Origin of the sequence: Eubacterium sp. AM05-23 (genome assembly GCF_003477535.1) — a bacterium.
Taxonomy (GTDB): domain Bacteria; phylum Bacillota; class Clostridia; order Eubacteriales; family Eubacteriaceae; genus Eubacterium; species Eubacterium maltosivorans.
In genome coordinates this window covers 1-14,274 of sequence record NZ_QUDF01000018.1, presented here as the reverse complement: position 1 = coordinate 14,274, position 14,274 = coordinate 1, and the positions used below count along the sequence as shown (strand labels likewise).

The 14,274-nt window shown below is 50.4% G+C and carries 15 protein-coding genes; 1 reads left to right on the top strand and 14 read right to left on the bottom strand.

Annotated elements, in window-relative coordinates; genetic code table 11:
* Positions 1–20: 20 nt before the first annotated feature.
* The 13 genes from DW091_RS18555 to trxB (DW091_RS18495) form a co-directional block, all read right to left on the bottom strand.
* Complete coding sequence (locus DW091_RS18555) at positions 21–413, bottom strand: hypothetical protein (protein WP_118518940.1); 393 nt, start codon at positions 411–413, stop codon at positions 21–23.
* Complete coding sequence (locus tag DW091_RS18550; RefSeq protein WP_118518939.1) at positions 410–907, bottom strand: hypothetical protein; 498 nt, start codon at positions 905–907, stop codon at positions 410–412. Before DW091_RS18550 ends, DW091_RS18555 begins: the two co-directional genes overlap by 4 nt.
* On the bottom strand, positions 885–1,262 hold the full coding sequence (locus DW091_RS18545) for a prepilin-type N-terminal cleavage/methylation domain-containing protein (protein WP_096920733.1): 378 nt from the start codon (positions 1,260–1,262) through the stop codon (positions 885–887). Before DW091_RS18545 ends, DW091_RS18550 begins: the two co-directional genes overlap by 23 nt.
* On the bottom strand, positions 1,243–1,722 hold the full coding sequence (locus DW091_RS18540) for a type II secretion system protein (protein WP_144432350.1): 480 nt from the start codon (positions 1,720–1,722) through the stop codon (positions 1,243–1,245). The genes DW091_RS18545 and DW091_RS18540 overlap by 20 nt, the downstream gene beginning before the upstream one ends.
* Complete coding sequence (locus tag DW091_RS18535) at positions 1,719–2,105, bottom strand: prepilin-type N-terminal cleavage/methylation domain-containing protein (protein WP_118518938.1); 387 nt, start codon at positions 2,103–2,105, stop codon at positions 1,719–1,721. Before DW091_RS18535 ends, DW091_RS18540 begins: the two co-directional genes overlap by 4 nt.
* A gap of 14 nt (positions 2,106–2,119) precedes the next feature.
* Positions 2,120–3,208: a type II secretion system F family protein gene (locus DW091_RS18530; RefSeq protein ID WP_074617810.1), complete on the bottom strand. Its 1,089-nt coding sequence runs from the start codon at positions 3,206–3,208 to the stop codon at positions 2,120–2,122.
* Positions 3,180–4,421, bottom strand: coding sequence for a GspE/PulE family protein (locus DW091_RS18525; protein ID WP_074617809.1), 1,242 nt, complete (start codon positions 4,419–4,421; stop codon positions 3,180–3,182). The genes DW091_RS18530 and DW091_RS18525 overlap by 29 nt, the downstream gene beginning before the upstream one ends.
* 173 nt (positions 4,422–4,594) lie before the next feature.
* Positions 4,595–6,472 (bottom strand): 1,4-alpha-glucan branching protein GlgB, encoded by a 1,878-nt coding sequence (gene glgB / locus DW091_RS18520; RefSeq protein WP_118518937.1) that lies wholly within the window; start codon positions 6,470–6,472, stop codon positions 4,595–4,597.
* A gap of 142 nt (positions 6,473–6,614) precedes the next feature.
* Positions 6,615–7,466 carry a patatin family protein gene (locus DW091_RS18515; protein WP_158577941.1) on the bottom strand — a complete coding sequence of 284 codons (852 nt, stop codon included), beginning with the start codon at positions 7,464–7,466 and terminating at the stop codon, positions 6,615–6,617.
* Positions 7,467–7,468: 2 nt separating this feature from the next.
* The gene (locus DW091_RS18510; protein ID WP_118518935.1) at positions 7,469–8,209 is read right to left on the bottom strand and encodes an acyl-ACP thioesterase domain-containing protein; all 741 of its coding nucleotides are present in this window, start codon (positions 8,207–8,209) and stop codon (positions 7,469–7,471) included.
* A gap of 40 nt (positions 8,210–8,249) precedes the next feature.
* Complete coding sequence (gshAB, locus tag DW091_RS18505) at positions 8,250–10,565, bottom strand: bifunctional glutamate--cysteine ligase GshA/glutathione synthetase GshB (RefSeq protein WP_118518934.1); 2,316 nt, start codon at positions 10,563–10,565, stop codon at positions 8,250–8,252.
* A 162-nt stretch (positions 10,566–10,727) separates the two neighbouring features.
* Positions 10,728–11,009 carry a GNAT family N-acetyltransferase gene (locus DW091_RS18500; RefSeq protein ID WP_199678190.1) on the bottom strand — a complete coding sequence of 94 codons (282 nt, stop codon included), beginning with the start codon at positions 11,007–11,009 and terminating at the stop codon, positions 10,728–10,730.
* A 92-nt stretch (positions 11,010–11,101) separates the two neighbouring features.
* Positions 11,102–12,037: a thioredoxin-disulfide reductase gene (gene trxB / locus DW091_RS18495; RefSeq protein ID WP_118518933.1), complete on the bottom strand. Its 936-nt coding sequence runs from the start codon at positions 12,035–12,037 to the stop codon at positions 11,102–11,104.
* 237 nt (positions 12,038–12,274) lie between these two features.
* On the opposite strand from trxB (DW091_RS18495), the gene trxB (DW091_RS18490) reads away from it, so the two are divergent.
* Positions 12,275–13,489 carry a thioredoxin-disulfide reductase gene (gene trxB, locus DW091_RS18490; protein WP_118518932.1) on the top strand — a complete coding sequence of 405 codons (1,215 nt, stop codon included), beginning with the start codon at positions 12,275–12,277 and terminating at the stop codon, positions 13,487–13,489.
* Between the two features lie 450 nt (positions 13,490–13,939).
* On the opposite strand, the gene DW091_RS19945 is transcribed toward trxB (DW091_RS18490), so the two are convergent.
* Positions 13,940–14,095, bottom strand: a complete 156-nt coding sequence (locus DW091_RS19945) for a ParA family protein (protein WP_147365309.1) — start codon at positions 14,093–14,095, stop codon at positions 13,940–13,942.
* Positions 14,096–14,274 lie beyond the last annotated feature (179 nt).

Below are 14,274 nucleotides of genomic sequence, written 5' to 3'. Positions count from 1 at the left end.
TTCACGCATTGTATCCAGCACTATTTCTCCATATAATAGCTCATTCCACTGATCTTTCGGGTGTTTTCGTCCATCCTGCCCGTTCCCTGAAAGACCTTTTTATAATTTTTAACCTCGGCAGTTACCCGCACAGACCGCTCCTGCCCGGATACCGGGACGACCTCAATACTGTAGCGTCCGCCGTTATCCTCGCTTTTCAAGACGCCTGTCCCCCGGTAGTCAAAATCAGCATTGAGCTCGGCCTCGGCCTCGGCAAATGCATTTTCTACCACCAGGATACAGATTTCGTAATCGCGGTAATTCTGATTGGCGTCCAGCTGATTCCGGATCTGCCCCAGCAATGCCGCCGCCACAGTGAACAGCAGCGCCAGAACGATCAATACAAGGGGGAGCGCGTAGCCTTTCTGATTCATCTCAACAACACCTCATTAGGATAATAAAACCGGACGTCCACTGCCGGTTCTTCTTTTATGAATTCTATGATCAGCCGCACTCCGTCTTTTTCCTCGAGCCTGAGTTCGAAGCGCACAACATTGTGGATCAGCTGGCTTTTTCCGCCAGTCTTAATGGGCTCCAGCTTCGCCTTATCGACCTTATTTCGATAGACGGTTCCAGACGCTTCAACCGTATAAAAATTATAATAGTCCGGGTTTTCCATATCCTGTAAATACACCCGGCCATCCTTCACGACCATTTCCCTGGATTTCGAGAGCTGCTTCTGTAAAAACAGGCAGGCCCGTCTGCTCTCCTGGCCGCGGATCATTTTGCCTGTTATTTTTCCAGCCATTTCCCCGCCAAATTGAAGCGAGGTGACGAGCAGCACCAGTACCATCGATGTAATAAAGAGCCCGGTCAGCACCTCCACCAGCGTATAGCCCTCCCTGCTACGGATAAACCACCTTCGCATAAAAAACCTTCTTTCTTCCGCCAGCCGCATCATAGCTCAGCTGTAACGCGTAAAGCCCTGAGAGGCGCTCGGATAGGTGTGTTTCGACCTGCCAGCCCGGGTGCCTTCTTACAATGGCTCTGACTTCCTCTTCAAACTCCTGCTCCGACCTTCCGGCAGGGATTCCGGTGCGTATTTCGTTTACAATCCCGTTGATATTGACGCTTTGCTCCAGAATCCCCTCAGAAACCCTTTCCCCCATAATCACTGTGTGGTAAATGGTAAAGACGGACACAATCCCCACCCCAAGCACCGCAATGGCCACCACTGCCTCAATGAGGCTTACGCCCCGTATATCAGACTGTATTTTTATCACTTAAATAAATCCTCCCTGTGACAGGCTGTATAATCAGGTATTTCTCCGGCCGGTCGTTGTGGTAAAAGGTGATGGTGCCCCCGCGGTTGACCACGCCAGCCCCACTGAAAACAATCTCATTCTGAACAAGGTTCCATGTAATCCGGCACTGCCTGAGCTGTACAGACTGTGTCACCACCATCTCCCGCCTGCCCGGATCAAACGCTATAATATCCACCCGGTCTTTATACAGCTTTGCCGACGTGCCGTAACGATCACCAGACATCATGGCCGCGTCGCGGCTCTTTAAAACCGCGTCAAGTACCTGCTCGTACTCTGCCTCAGCAGCCCGCTTTGCATTTCCCTCAACCGCCGAATACCCCAGTCCCGCGGTCACCGCCAGGGCAAAGCCCAGAATGGACAGGGTAATGATAAGCTCAATCAGGGTGTGCCCTCTCTGACCGGCCATTTTTCCTGTCAACTAGACGGAGAAGGCGGGGATGATTTCGGCGCGAAGCTGACCTCGCCGTCTTTATAGTTAAAAACGCCGCCGGACTGCGAAACAATTTTATCTGTTTTCAGATATCCGGCGTTTTTCAGCGCGGTGACCAGCTTGTCAAAGTCGCTGCTCTCTCCGGCTGCCAGCGTTGGCAGGCTGCCGTTATTATCCGCCTTATAAACCTCCAGAGCTGTCTGGACAATGGATAGATTCGCCTGGTCTGTCTTTAAGCCCGAATTATCCAGCACCTTTGAAAACTGAGGAATCGCCAGTGCTGCCAGCATTCCCAGTATGGCCAGCACAATGATCAGCTCAATGAGGGTAAAACCGCATTTTTCCATAATCTGTCTTTTTATTTTTTTCATCCTTTTCCCCTTACTTACACGAGCTCAGAATAGCCCGAATAGATTTCAAATACTGGCTGCATAACTGACGCCATGATAAAAAACACCAGGCCGCCAACCACAAGCAGCACCACCGGCTCCAGCAGCGCAGTCATTTTCTTGATTTTCCGATCGATCTCGCCGTTATAATAAGCCGAAACCTTTATGAGCACCTGCTCCATGGTTCCCGAGCTCTCGCCGATACGAATCATCTGGACAAATCGCCGGTCAAAGATCCCAGCCTCTGCCAGGCTGTCGGACAAGGCTGCCCCACGCCTAACTGCTTCCTGCACAGCGCTTATTTTATGGCGCATGACACGGTTTCCCAAAATTTTACCGGCGATTTCCAGCGCGCTGATCATATCAATGCCGCTGTTGACCATAATGGCCATGGCGTCCGCAAAGCGCACCCCTTCCATCAGCCGGATAAACGGCCCAATCCACAAAAGCCGCAGCAATAAACGATCCCTTGCCAGCGCGCCCCTTTCTTGTCTGACCACCAGCTGCCCTGCTGCCAGCAGCAGTAAAACCGCCAGCAGTATCCAGCCGCCGCCGGACATCAGCGCTGTGCTGGCCCGCATGAGAAGTTCGGTGGTCCGCGGCAGCTCTGCCTCCATACTCTCAAATATTTCCACAAAGGCTGGCAGCACGCCTGCCATAAGGTACATAACCACCCCCACAGCCACCACCATCACCAATGACGGATAGAATAGCGCCTGGGCGATTCTGCTCCTCAGATCAGCCTGCCCCTCATAGTAAACTCCCAGATTTTCCATGACTAAATCCATGCAGCCGCTCATTTCACCCGAGCGCACCATCTGGACCATAAGCTCAGGAAAAACCTTTGGAAACTGGCGCAGCGCCTCGGAAAGGCTGTTCCCCTGTTTTACCAGTGCCTTGACCTGCAAAACCGTCTCCCCGAAGGCGCTGTTTTTATGCTCCCTCCCGGACAGCTCCAGAGCGTCGATGATCGAAACCCCTGCCGAAAGCGTAATCGCCATCTGCCTGCAAAAGAGCCCGAGCATCCTGATGCGCCCTGATTTAAACGACACTGCTTTAAGCCATGCCGGTTTCATCACTTCCATAACTCATTACCCTCAACCCTTCTGCCACATCGGTGACACCGTTTAAAATTTCATTGCGGACTATTTCCGAAAACAGAACCAGACCGCTGCCACGCGCAAGGCTAAGGAACTGCTCATAGGACGCGCCGGCGTGAATGGCCTCCCTCAGCCCCTGGTTAAGACACAGCACCTCGAAGATCCCCTTTCTCCCCAGATAGCCGGTGTGCCGGCATTTTTCACAGCCCACCGCACGGTACAGCGCCTGCTCCTTTTCAAAGGCGAAAAGCGCACGCTCAGCCTCGGTTGCCGTACAGGCTTTCCGGCAGTGCGGACACAGCTTTCTCAAAAGGCGCTGTGCGATAATGCCCCGAAGCGCTGTGGATAGCAGATAATCTGCCGCGCCCATATCCAGCAGCCGGGTAATGGTTGACAGCGCGTCGTTGGTGTGCAGGGTTGACAGGACCAGATGGCCGGTAATGGCTGCGCGCACAGCAGTAGCCGCAGTCTCCTCATCCCTGATTTCCCCAACCATGATAACATTGGGGTCCTGCCTTAAAATGGCCCGCAGCCCCTCGCCAAACCCAAGGCCAATCCGCTCATTGACAGGTATCTGGTTAATACCCTCCAGGTGAAATTCGACCGGGTCCTCGATGGTGATGATATTGAGGGCCTGGGTATTCTTCTCCTTCAGAAGACTGTACAGCGTTGTCGTTTTTCCGCAGCCCGTCGGACCGGTTACCAGCAGGAGCCCGTTGGCCTGATTGAGCATTCCCCTGACTTTCTGCTCATTTACAAACGAAAGCCCCAGGTCTTTCACCGGGATTAAAAAGGTCTGGGCGTCCAGAATCCGGAGCACTGCCTTCTCGCTGTAAACGGTCGGTACCACCGACACCCGCAGGTCGATCTTCCTTCCCTCTGTCTCAAAGCAGAAGCTGCCATCCTGTGGTCTCCGTTTCTCTGAAATATCGAGCCCGGATAAAATCTTTATCCGGCTGATCATGCCAAGATAATCCTTTTCAGTAACCTCCATCGTCGTGACCAGCTCACCGTCGATGCGTATACGGACCCGCATCTTATCCGGGTTCATCACCTCAAAATGAATATCCGAGGCTTTTTTCTGAACCGCAAAGCGGATAATGCTGTTGACAAGCTTTACAAAACGATTGTCCTGAGCCTCATCCCGTTCCTGCCCAGGAGACGCTTTCTTTTCCCCACCCCAAAATCTGTATTTCACATTCGCCCTCTTGTTAAATTATAATCATTTCTAAATTATTTGACTGCTTATATCTCATCATACAGGACATTCTATTTTTTGTCAACGATTTTATTATATTACATAATAGTTTATTATTTTTTGCGACTAAAAAACAACCAGCAGAAGTAATTATTTCTTCTGCTGGTTGTTTTCTATTTTACAATCTCAAAAACAATTCCTTCAAAGCCCTCCAGCGCCATTTTTAGTAGATGTGAACGCTCTGGCTCTGGCTTTAAAGCCGGGCTTTCTGCCTTTTTTAATTTACCGGCACGATGTGGTGCGGACATTAATTCACCCTTCTGGGTTTTTAACTTATAGGCGATTCTTTTGCTATTATTACCAGTACTGAAAATTTCTTTAACTTTTTTGCTTTCTGTCATCTCAAGAATCAGTTCTTCAACAGGTTTCGCGGCAAAATTAAGCACTGTCAGCAGCTCCTGCTCGCCCGCGCTGCGCCGGTAAGCCAGTACGGCAGTTTCCTTTGTTTTAACCGGAACAAAGGAAAAATATCCGCTGTGGTAGTCATTTTCATAGAGCGCCGGGCACATCCTGTAAAACTGGTTCAGGGCAGAAAAATAATCAGAAAATTCCTGATGGGCAGGGTATTTGAGCAGTCCCCAGTCCAGCTCACGCGCTTCATCCCACTCTCTGAAATGCCCCATTTCGTTCCCCATGAAGTTCAGCTTTTTACCGGGATGGGTAAACATGTAGAGATACAAAAGACGCGCCTGCTCAAACTTTTCTTCATAGCTGCCGTTCATTTTATCCAAAATAGTTTTTTTCCCATGCACTACCTCATCGTGGGAAAAGGGCAGCATATAAAGCTCATTATAAAAATAATGCATGGAAAAGGCCAGCCTGCCCATGTGGTCCTTGCGGTCATCCGGGTGAATCTTCATAAAATCCAGGGTATCATTCATCCACCCCATATCCCATTTATAATCAAAGCCCAGCCCGCCATATTTCACAGGCGCTGTCACCTTTAAAAAATTGGTGGAATCCTCGGCCATGCGCAGCACTCCTGGATAACGCTCCGCCAGGCCCTCATTCATGGTCTGGATAAACTCAACCGCCCCCTCATTGACACCGCGGGCGGCGTCTCCCTGCCAGTACAGGGCGTTGCTGATGGCATCCATGCGCAGGCCGTCAAAATGATATTTCTCGATCCAGAAGGCTGCCGCCGACTGAAGAAAACTCCGTACCTCTCCCCGGTAAAAATTAAAATTATAGGAACCCCATTCGCTGTAGCCTGTATCCGCGTCAGGGTATTCGTACAGTGCTGATCCGTCAAACTGAGTCAGGGCATAATCGTTGGTGGCAAAATGTACGGGGACAAAATCCAGAATCACACCAATCCCAGCCTGGTGGAAGGTATCGATGAGATACTGCAGCTCTGCCGGCGTACCGTAGCGGGAGGTCGCGCTATAAAAGCCCGACACCTGATACCCCCAGGACTCATCGGCGGGGTACTCTGTCAGCGGAAGAAATTCCACATGGGTAAAGCCGTGCTCACGCACATAATCCAGGAGCTCCCCGCACAGCTCTTCATAGCTGTACCAGCCCGCCGGGCCCTCCTCCGCCTTACGCCGCCAGGAGCCAAAATGCATCTCATAAATGCTCATGGGCTCATTATAATGGGGCCGCTTCGCTCTTTTCTTAAGCCATGCCTCGTCCTTGAACACGTAATCCCACTTTACTAAAACCGATGCAGAATTTGGCCGCAGCTCCATAGCGCAGCCATAAGGGTCTGCCCGGTCCAGCACACGCCCGTCCATTTGGTGAATCCGATATTTATAGAGCATCCCGGCGTCTGCATTCTCTACAAAGCATTCATAGATTCCTCCCGTACCAAGGGGCTTCATGGGGGTGTCCTGCCATCCGTTAAACTCCCCGATGAGCGTAACCGCTTCTGCTCCCGGCGCGTATACTCTGAAAACAAAGCCCTCCCGGCCGGCCTTTTCAATGCGGTGCGCACCAAAGTAATCGTAGGCGTCAAAGGCCTTTCCGATATAAAAATCATGCATTTTCATGATGATGTCCTCCCCAGTTTATTACTTACAATTATATGGGAAAAACCTCGGCCCGTCTACTGCCAAAACGCCCGAAGTGTCAAAAAAGGCAAAGCCAGAACACTCTTCGGCTTTGCCCTTTGTAAACTTTCTTCAATTTTTCTTATTTTTCCAGGTAGGCCATGAGTGCCGCCCACTCGGCCTTTGCCTGATCATAGCCGGTCTTATAGCTCTTCTGAACGCCCTCTGGGTTGCGGTCAATCACCTTTGTCTCAATGGGGTTTTCTGGCCGCAGCACGTAAATCTTCCCTTCGTCCTCCAGCGCGTCAATGAGATCCATGGTTTCGTTGTAAAACAGATGGCGGTTTAGTATGCCATCGGCAAAGGCCGGGTGCTTCCGGTAATAGGAGCGTACCATCCTTTCATGGCCATAGGGCTCCTTTCGGTAGCCTTTTTCACGGGTCAGTACCAGGACGGCTTTCTCGTTGCCGTCCGAAAGCGCCCGCCGGACCGGGACGGAATCCGCAATCCCGCCATCCATGTAAGGCCTGCCGTCGATTTCCACCATTTGGCTCATAAACGGCAGCGAAGTGGACGCGGCAATGAGCTCCGCCACATCGCCCTCCATCTTTTCAAAATAGCGGACCTCCCCGCTTTCACAGTCGGTAGCGGTCAGGTAAAAGGTGATGTCAGAGCTGTAGTAGGTTTTCATATCAAAAATATTATAACGTCTCGGCAGCTCGTTATAGGCAAAGCTGCGGCTGAAAAAATTTCCTTCCTTCAGCAGATTTCCCATCCCCATATACCGCTTATCCGGCATAAAGGTTTCCGCGATGGCAAAGCTGCGGCCCGGCTGCTCAGAAATATAGTTGGCGCCGTTGATGGCGCCCATGGAAACACCGATGATGTAAGGAAATTCCAGTGACTTTTCCATAAAATAGTCCAGCACGCCGGAGGAATAAATGCCTCTGAAGCCGCCGCCCTCCAGCACCAGCGCTGTTTTCTCAAACCTCATCGTCATTCCTCCCTTATCCTCATGGTCATTTCAATCTGACAGAGGAGGGTTCCCTCCTGGTTCTCGATGTCCATTCGGTAAGTGTCCTCAGCGATTTCGGCAGATTTCACGGTGATCATGTCGCCGTAGAAGCCCTGATTTTTGTAGATAATTTTCGCGGTTTCGATCTCGCCTGCCTTTACCTTTTCCAGGGGCAGGGTCTCCAGCGCCCACGCCAGATACTTGACATGGTTGACGTGGCCGTTAAAATCAATGTCCAGGTAACGAACCTGAAAATTCTTGGAATCCGTCCATTCATCCACCTTCGCGACCCGTTTAAGCTTAAAATGGTTTTCGTGGCCGCTTTCGTAAACGTCCAGCTCCGGCACATTGCTCAGCCGCTCCAGACGGTTTTCCCTGCGGTTTTGCAGCATCCATTCTGTATCGCCCTCCACCATCATTCTGCCATCCAGAGATTTGATGGCAAAACGGCGGTGGGCGGCGAATTTGTCAAAGGCGATGGCCTCCGTCTCGACCATAACCTCATCGTTAAACTTCGGGTATTCATGAAACTGCAGCTTGTATTTTACCAGGAACCAGGCCAGGCCCATCTCATCCAGAACCTCTGGCCCTACGCCGAGCTGCTCGCTCTGCTCCTGGCTGGTCTGCTGAAAGTAGTTCAACGCTGCTGTCGGCTGCAGCTGATAATTATAGGTGCATTCATAGCCGTTGATCTTCTGTTTTTTCTCGTAAATAATTCCCACTTCTGTTGTCTCCTTATTCTTTAAACATTAGCCGAATGCTTTAATTTTCAATGAGTCCAAGGGCGCGCAGGATAAACTCGCCGGTGCGCCGTTCAGTTCCCTGATAAGGGTAAGCGTGCATATCGGTACTCGGATTAAAATTCAGTTCAATGATGCCGAAGGGTGATTTCTCGTCCCGGTAGTCCTCAATGATGATATCCACACCGCAGAATACAGCCTTCACCGATGCCGCGGCCTCCACGGCAATGCGTTTAAAGAAGTCCGGCATTTCATCGGTCATGTCAATGCTGTCGCCGCCGGTGCTGATGTTCGAGTTGCCCCGCAGATAGACTGTTTTTCCATCTGGCAGCACATCGCCAAATTTCAGCTCCTGCTGTTTTAAATAAAGCTCGGTCTGCTCGTCCAGCTCAATTTTTTTAAGGGGCGCAGTATAGCCGTAGCCTCTGAAGGGATGTCTGTTTTTAACATCGACCAGCTGGGTGATGGTGTGGACGCCATCGCCGGTCACATTGGCCGGAACACGCTTCAGAACTGCGGCCACCTCCCCGCCGATCACCAGGAAGCGGTATTCCTGTCCCGGGATAAACTCCTCAATGATGACGGTCTTGTCGTATTCGAAGGCAATTTCAACTGCTTCAAGGAGGTCCTTCTCGCTGCCTCCCTGGTCAAAGATACAGATTCCCAGCCCATAGTTTGTGGATTTTGGCTTAATAACTACCTTTTTCCCGACATAGGGGCCAATGCGGCGCGCGGCTTCATCATAGCTTGAGAATTCCTCGCCGGCTGGTACCGGAATGCCCTTTTGCGCCATGATTTTCTTGGTAACCACCTTATTTTCCATAACGAGAACGGTGATATAATTGTCCAGCTCCGTTTTTGTCGCCTGCTTGACATAGGTCTTCTTATCTCCCCTGCCAAGGCCGATAAAATTATCCTGAGGGTCGATCTCCTCAACTGGAACGCCTCGGGTGATGGCCTCCTTGATAAGGATCTGGGTGGAAAGCTCGTAGTTATCAAAGCCCTTTAAAAGATAACGGGTGTCGTGGCTTTCCTTTTTATAGGTTTCCGCCAGACGCATCATCCCCTTTAGATAGCCTTCCTTTTCCACAATTTCGGCCATCCGGTAAGCGTAAGTATGCTCCGGATGGATAACACGGTCCGTCATTACCTTCAGCACACCGCCGTTTCCGAGTTCCAGCTCAATATCCATCTTCTGCATTTTTTCGAGAATCTCAAGGGCCCAGCGGGTCATAGAGACCTCTTTGCCGTTCTGGCGGATCATAAGGTTGGGGTCCAGACCAAAAAAGGCGACTTTTTCTTCATTTTCAAGCCCCTCCTTCTGCCAGTCCGCATCGTCTGATTCCTCTTCAACCAGCAGGTAGAGCATAAACTGGTGCAGAAACACCAGATCCTTTTCGGCAATGCCGCATTTGTCAAAGACATTCAGGTCCACTGTCCGGATTTCAAGGTATTTAATGCCATCCTCTTCCAGTGATTCTAGAATATTGTCCACACCCTTTGCCTTCATCCGAATTTGGGTATAGAGCTCCTTGGGCGCTGAGATCAGGCCCTTGTCCACAAAGTTCTGGACATCCGCCGTATACTCTCTGACGGTGCGGTAGCTTGGGAAAAGGGCGATTTTATTTTTATAGCCGCAGATGGAATTTCTGAAGGATGGGCCAGTTTTTAACACATAGGAGTCATCACCCACAGGCTCCATCTGGCTGACACATTCGGGAATATAGCTTTTATGCAGGGCCGAGCTGCAGCCTAAAAGGTAGACGACCAGCCACCGGTAGCGCAGATAATTTCGGACCAGCTTGAGGTATACGCCATCCTTGAAGTCCTTGCGCGGCTTCTCCGGCGCGACGGCGTCGTGCAGCTTATCAATAAAACGTTCGGTAAAGGAAAAATTGAAATGAATGCCGGAAATCAGCTGTTTTTTGCCGCCGTAACGCTCAATCAGCCCTTTCCGGTAGGCCATGGCCGCCTCAGCGTCCTTTTCCCCCTCATACACCGCGATGGGGATGTCCCCGTCCTCTGGAATGTCACAGGGCATGGACTGGGGCCAGAAATACTCGTCTCCGATTTCATTGTTGACAATGTCGCAAAGCCCTTCAAGCACCGCGTAGGTCTTAGGCACTGTGTCATAGGCTGGTGTAACGACCTCCACCTGGCTTTCTGAAAAATCGGTCGTGATGTAAGGGTTTTTCAGCTTGTTGCCAAAAATCGCCGGATGCGGTGTCATGGCGAGCTTTCCTGCCGCTGTCACCCGCAGGCCTTCGCGTTCCAGACCAAAATCACCGGTCAGCAGCTCGTTGCTTGTAAATGTATTTTTTAAAATATCTAAGTTCATTTTTACACCTTGGTTATTCAAATTTTATTGGTTATTATACCACAAATCAACCTGAATGCATATTGAAGACGAATCCAACTTCTGTTAAGTTTTAAATCTGAAAAAAGCTTAAACGAAACAAAGACATCCCGGTTTAATAAAGATCAAACCGGGATGTCGCTTTTATGCGTTGGCTTCTAACTCGCGGTATTCAGGGTGTTTGTCAAACTCCGCCCGCGCAAAGGGACACAGCGGAATGATTTTTTTGTTTTCATCCCTTGCCTTTCGTACTGCTTTTTCGACCAGTACTTTTCCAATGCCCAGGCCGCCCATGTCTTCTGCCACTTCTGTATGCGAGATAATAAACATGCTCTCTCCGGTCGGCACAAATTCGATTTCTCCGACCTCTATTCCTGCATCAGTCACAGCATAGATGCGGTTTTCACCATTTTTATATTCAATCATATTATAGCCTTCTTTCACAATTCATGTTGAAGACTATATACCCTCTGACAGTCAGGTAAAACACTGCTGCTGCTCTCTGTCCACCAGAGTGTCTATTTATCGGCACAGAGCTCTGCCAGGTATTCCTCAGCATATTTAGACGCTACCGCGCCGTCAGCCGTAGCGGTAACAATCTGGCGCAAGGGCTTAGTGCGCACGTCACCGACCGCAAAGACACCAGGGATATTGGTTTTTGTTGTCTCGTCCGCAATCAGGTAGCCCTGCGCGTCAAGGTCCAAAACGCCCTTGAACATATCTGTGTTCGGCGTCCGGCCAACCGCTACAAAAACACCCTCGCAGGAAAGCTCTGACACCTCGCCGGTTTTAACATTCTCTACCTTTACGCCGGTTACCAGATCGTCATGAAGCACCTCGACCACTCTGGAATCCCAGACAAATTCAATGTTTTCAGTTTTTTCTAAAGTCTTCATGTATGTTTTTGATGCCCTGAGGGTATCTCGGCGGTGCACAATATAAACCTTCTTGCAGATTTTTGCTAAAAACAGGGCGTCCGCCACCGCGGAGTTGCCGCCGCCCACCACAACCACTGTCCGGTTGCGGTAAAACATACCATCACAGGTCGCGCAATAAGCCATCCCTCTGCCGCGGAGCTCATCCTCCCCGGGAATACCGAGTGTTCTGGGGGCTGCGCCCGTCGCTAAAATAACGGCCCCTGCCTCAAGCTCGCCCTTGCCCGTCCGGATTACTTTCGGCTGGCTCTCCAGATCAATGGATAACACCTCGCCGATTTCTGTTACAACGCCAAAGCGTTCGGCGCTCTGCTGCATCTTTCCGCTGAGCTCAACGCCGTCCACGCCCTCCTCAAATCCCGGGTAATTGTCGACCCGGCTGGTGGTCGCCATCTGTCCGCCCGGCCACATCTTTTCGAGCACCATTGTAGAAAGGCCTGCGCGCGCGCAGTACAGTGCCGCTGTGTAACCGCCCGGCCCGCCGCCTAATATGATCACGTCGTATTTATTATTTTCCATTATTTGTCTCCTTTTGGAAGTTGCTGCAATTTTCTGTAACTTTATAAATTACATATTATACAGTTATTTTAACAGCCTAGGGCGAAAAAGTCAATAGCGTATCTGGAATGATTTGTTTTTGCACCCAAAGGGTATGTATGGTATAATAGAAGAAAATTATCAAAGGACTTTAAACCAAGCGATGTATTCGTTTTAATCCTTGGTCGAAAAGGCCACTGTGCTAAGGGGGCAACATAAATGAAGATGTTTGACGTTATTGTACTGGGCGGCGGACCTGCAGGCTATACGGCCGCGCTATACTGCGCCCGGGCGAACCTGAAAACCATGATTTTAGAAAAGATGTGGCCGGGCGGGCAGATGGCGACCACCAGCCAGGTCGATAATTATCCTGGATTTAATGAAGGGATTGACGGCCATGAGCTGAGCGAGCGTATGAAGCTGGGCGCGGAACGTTTTGGCGTGATCTCCGAATACGGCGAGGTCGTCAGTATCGAAGCCAGCGGCCAGCCAAAACGCATCAAGACAAACAGTGCCGAGTATGAGTGCAAGGCCCTGATCATCGCCACCGGCGCCGCCCCGAGAAGCCTCAACCTTCCTCATGAAGACGAGCTGCGTGGACGCGGCGTAGCCTACTGTGCCACCTGTGACGGCATGTTCTTCAAAAATAAAGTGGTCGCTGTTGTGGGCGGCGGCAACTCCGCGGTGGCCGATGCCCTGTATCTGTCCAAAATCTGTAAAAGGGTTTACCTCATTCACCGCCGCAACCGGCTAAACGCTACCAAGACCTATCTGGCGCCACTGGATGAGGCCGAAAATATCGAATTTATCTGGAACAGCCAGGTGGTGGAACCCATTTACGGTGACGTTTTAACTGGTATTAAGCTTGAAAACACCGAGACCGGCGCGGTTTCCCAGTTAGACTGTGACGGGCTGTTTATCGCCATTGGCCGGCGCCCCAACACGGATCTGTTCGAGGGCATTGTGGATATCGACGAGGCAGGCTACATCATAGCTGATGAAACCACTCAGACCAATGTGGAAGGCGTCTACGCGGTCGGCGATGTCCGCACCAAGCCGCTGCGCCAGATCATCACCGCGGCCTCTGACGGCGCGGTGGCCTCAAAATTTATTGAGGACTACTTTGTGCAGCTGTGTGGCAGAAACCATAAGGCAAAAAGCCTGCGCTACAAGAGTGAGCCTAACCGTTTCTTTGTCCTGACTCCGGAAAACTACGAGGTTGGCGAGCTGAACCTTGAGCCCACCACGGACAACACCTTTATCATCACTCATGTGGGCGTTGACAACAGCTACAACGGCCTGGGTATTGCGAAAGAGCTGGTGCGGCAGACCGTTGAAGCCGCGCGCCAGAATCACTGGAAGCTTATTCCAAGATGTCCCTTTGCAAAGGTAGAATATGACAAGCATCCCGAATATAAAGACACCTTAGCCTGATGGCAAAACAGCCTCCGCTTCACCGCAGAGGCTGTTTTTCTGTCAAGTCTCAAAAAATAAAAAAAACAGCCATATCCCTATGACTGGTCATCTCTTTAAAAAGTTATATCCTCAAAGGCTTTAACGATAAATTGTTTTTAAGGAAAGGATATGCTATACTAGCCAGACAGGAGCATCCGGCTCTTGTGGCACTGGCATGGTTAATCTTGCCCCGGAAATGGGGTGCCCGTTTATGGACAGTAACCAGTTGATTCTGATTCTGGCGCTTATTGCGTTTATCGTAGGCTGCATAAACAAGAACGACCGTTAGCCTTTTCCACGAGCACTAACGGTCAAATCTAATGAATTATTGGGGCTGGCCGTTGCCGGTGTCCCTGTTTCTTTTTATATTATACCATATTTCCTTAAACTTTTCAAAAAAATAAAAAAAAGCCATATCCCTATGACTGGTCATCTCTTTAAAATGGTCTTCGTTCGAGGATCGCGCTGCTTCGCACCGCCGTGCTCGTCGCACAGCTCCTCACACATTCGGCTAAAAACGATCCACGATTTATTGCCGATGCCACCTTTTTGATTAGAGATTGTGATGACTTTGGTTTTTGCCATAATTGGCACCTCCTCAATAAAAAAACCGTTCAATGGTTTTTGAGCGGCTTTATCATTCTCCTTCTACATACAGCCTTGAATTGTACGCCAAATTCGTACGCTTGCCTCTTTTGCTTTTCTTTGTAATTTTTAGTATAATGTTCTTATTCTTGTAAACAAGTGAGGCGGCATATGGTTGA

Bases quoted from the DNA above. Each gene is read 5' to 3' on its own strand.
- trxB (WP_118518933.1), bottom strand. From the start codon at position 12,037: ATGGAAAATAATAAATACGACGTGATCATATTAGGCGGCGGGCCGGGC.
- DW091_RS18535 (WP_118518938.1), bottom strand. From the start codon at position 2,105: ATGAAAAAAATAAAAAGACAGATTATGGAAAAATGCGGTTTTACCCTC.
- DW091_RS18515 (WP_158577941.1), bottom strand. From the start codon at position 7,466: ATGAGGTTTGAGAAAACAGCGCTGGTGCTGGAGGGCGGCGGCTTCAGA.
- trxB (WP_118518932.1), top strand. From the start codon at position 12,275: ATGAAGATGTTTGACGTTATTGTACTGGGCGGCGGACCTGCAGGCTAT.
- DW091_RS19945 (WP_147365309.1), bottom strand. From the start codon at position 14,095: ATGGCAAAAACCAAAGTCATCACAATCTCTAATCAAAAAGGTGGCATC.
- gshAB (WP_118518934.1), bottom strand. From the start codon at position 10,565: ATGAACTTAGATATTTTAAAAAATACATTTACAAGCAACGAGCTGCTG.
- DW091_RS18530 (WP_074617810.1), bottom strand. From the start codon at position 3,208: ATGGAAGTGATGAAACCGGCATGGCTTAAAGCAGTGTCGTTTAAATCA.
- DW091_RS18550 (WP_118518939.1), bottom strand. From the start codon at position 907: ATGCGAAGGTGGTTTATCCGTAGCAGGGAGGGCTATACGCTGGTGGAG.
- DW091_RS18555 (WP_118518940.1), bottom strand. From the start codon at position 413: ATGAATCAGAAAGGCTACGCGCTCCCCCTTGTATTGATCGTTCTGGCG.
- glgB (WP_118518937.1), bottom strand. From the start codon at position 6,472: ATGAAAATGCATGATTTTTATATCGGAAAGGCCTTTGACGCCTACGAT.
- DW091_RS18500 (WP_199678190.1), bottom strand. From the start codon at position 11,009: ATGATTGAATATAAAAATGGTGAAAACCGCATCTATGCTGTGACTGAT.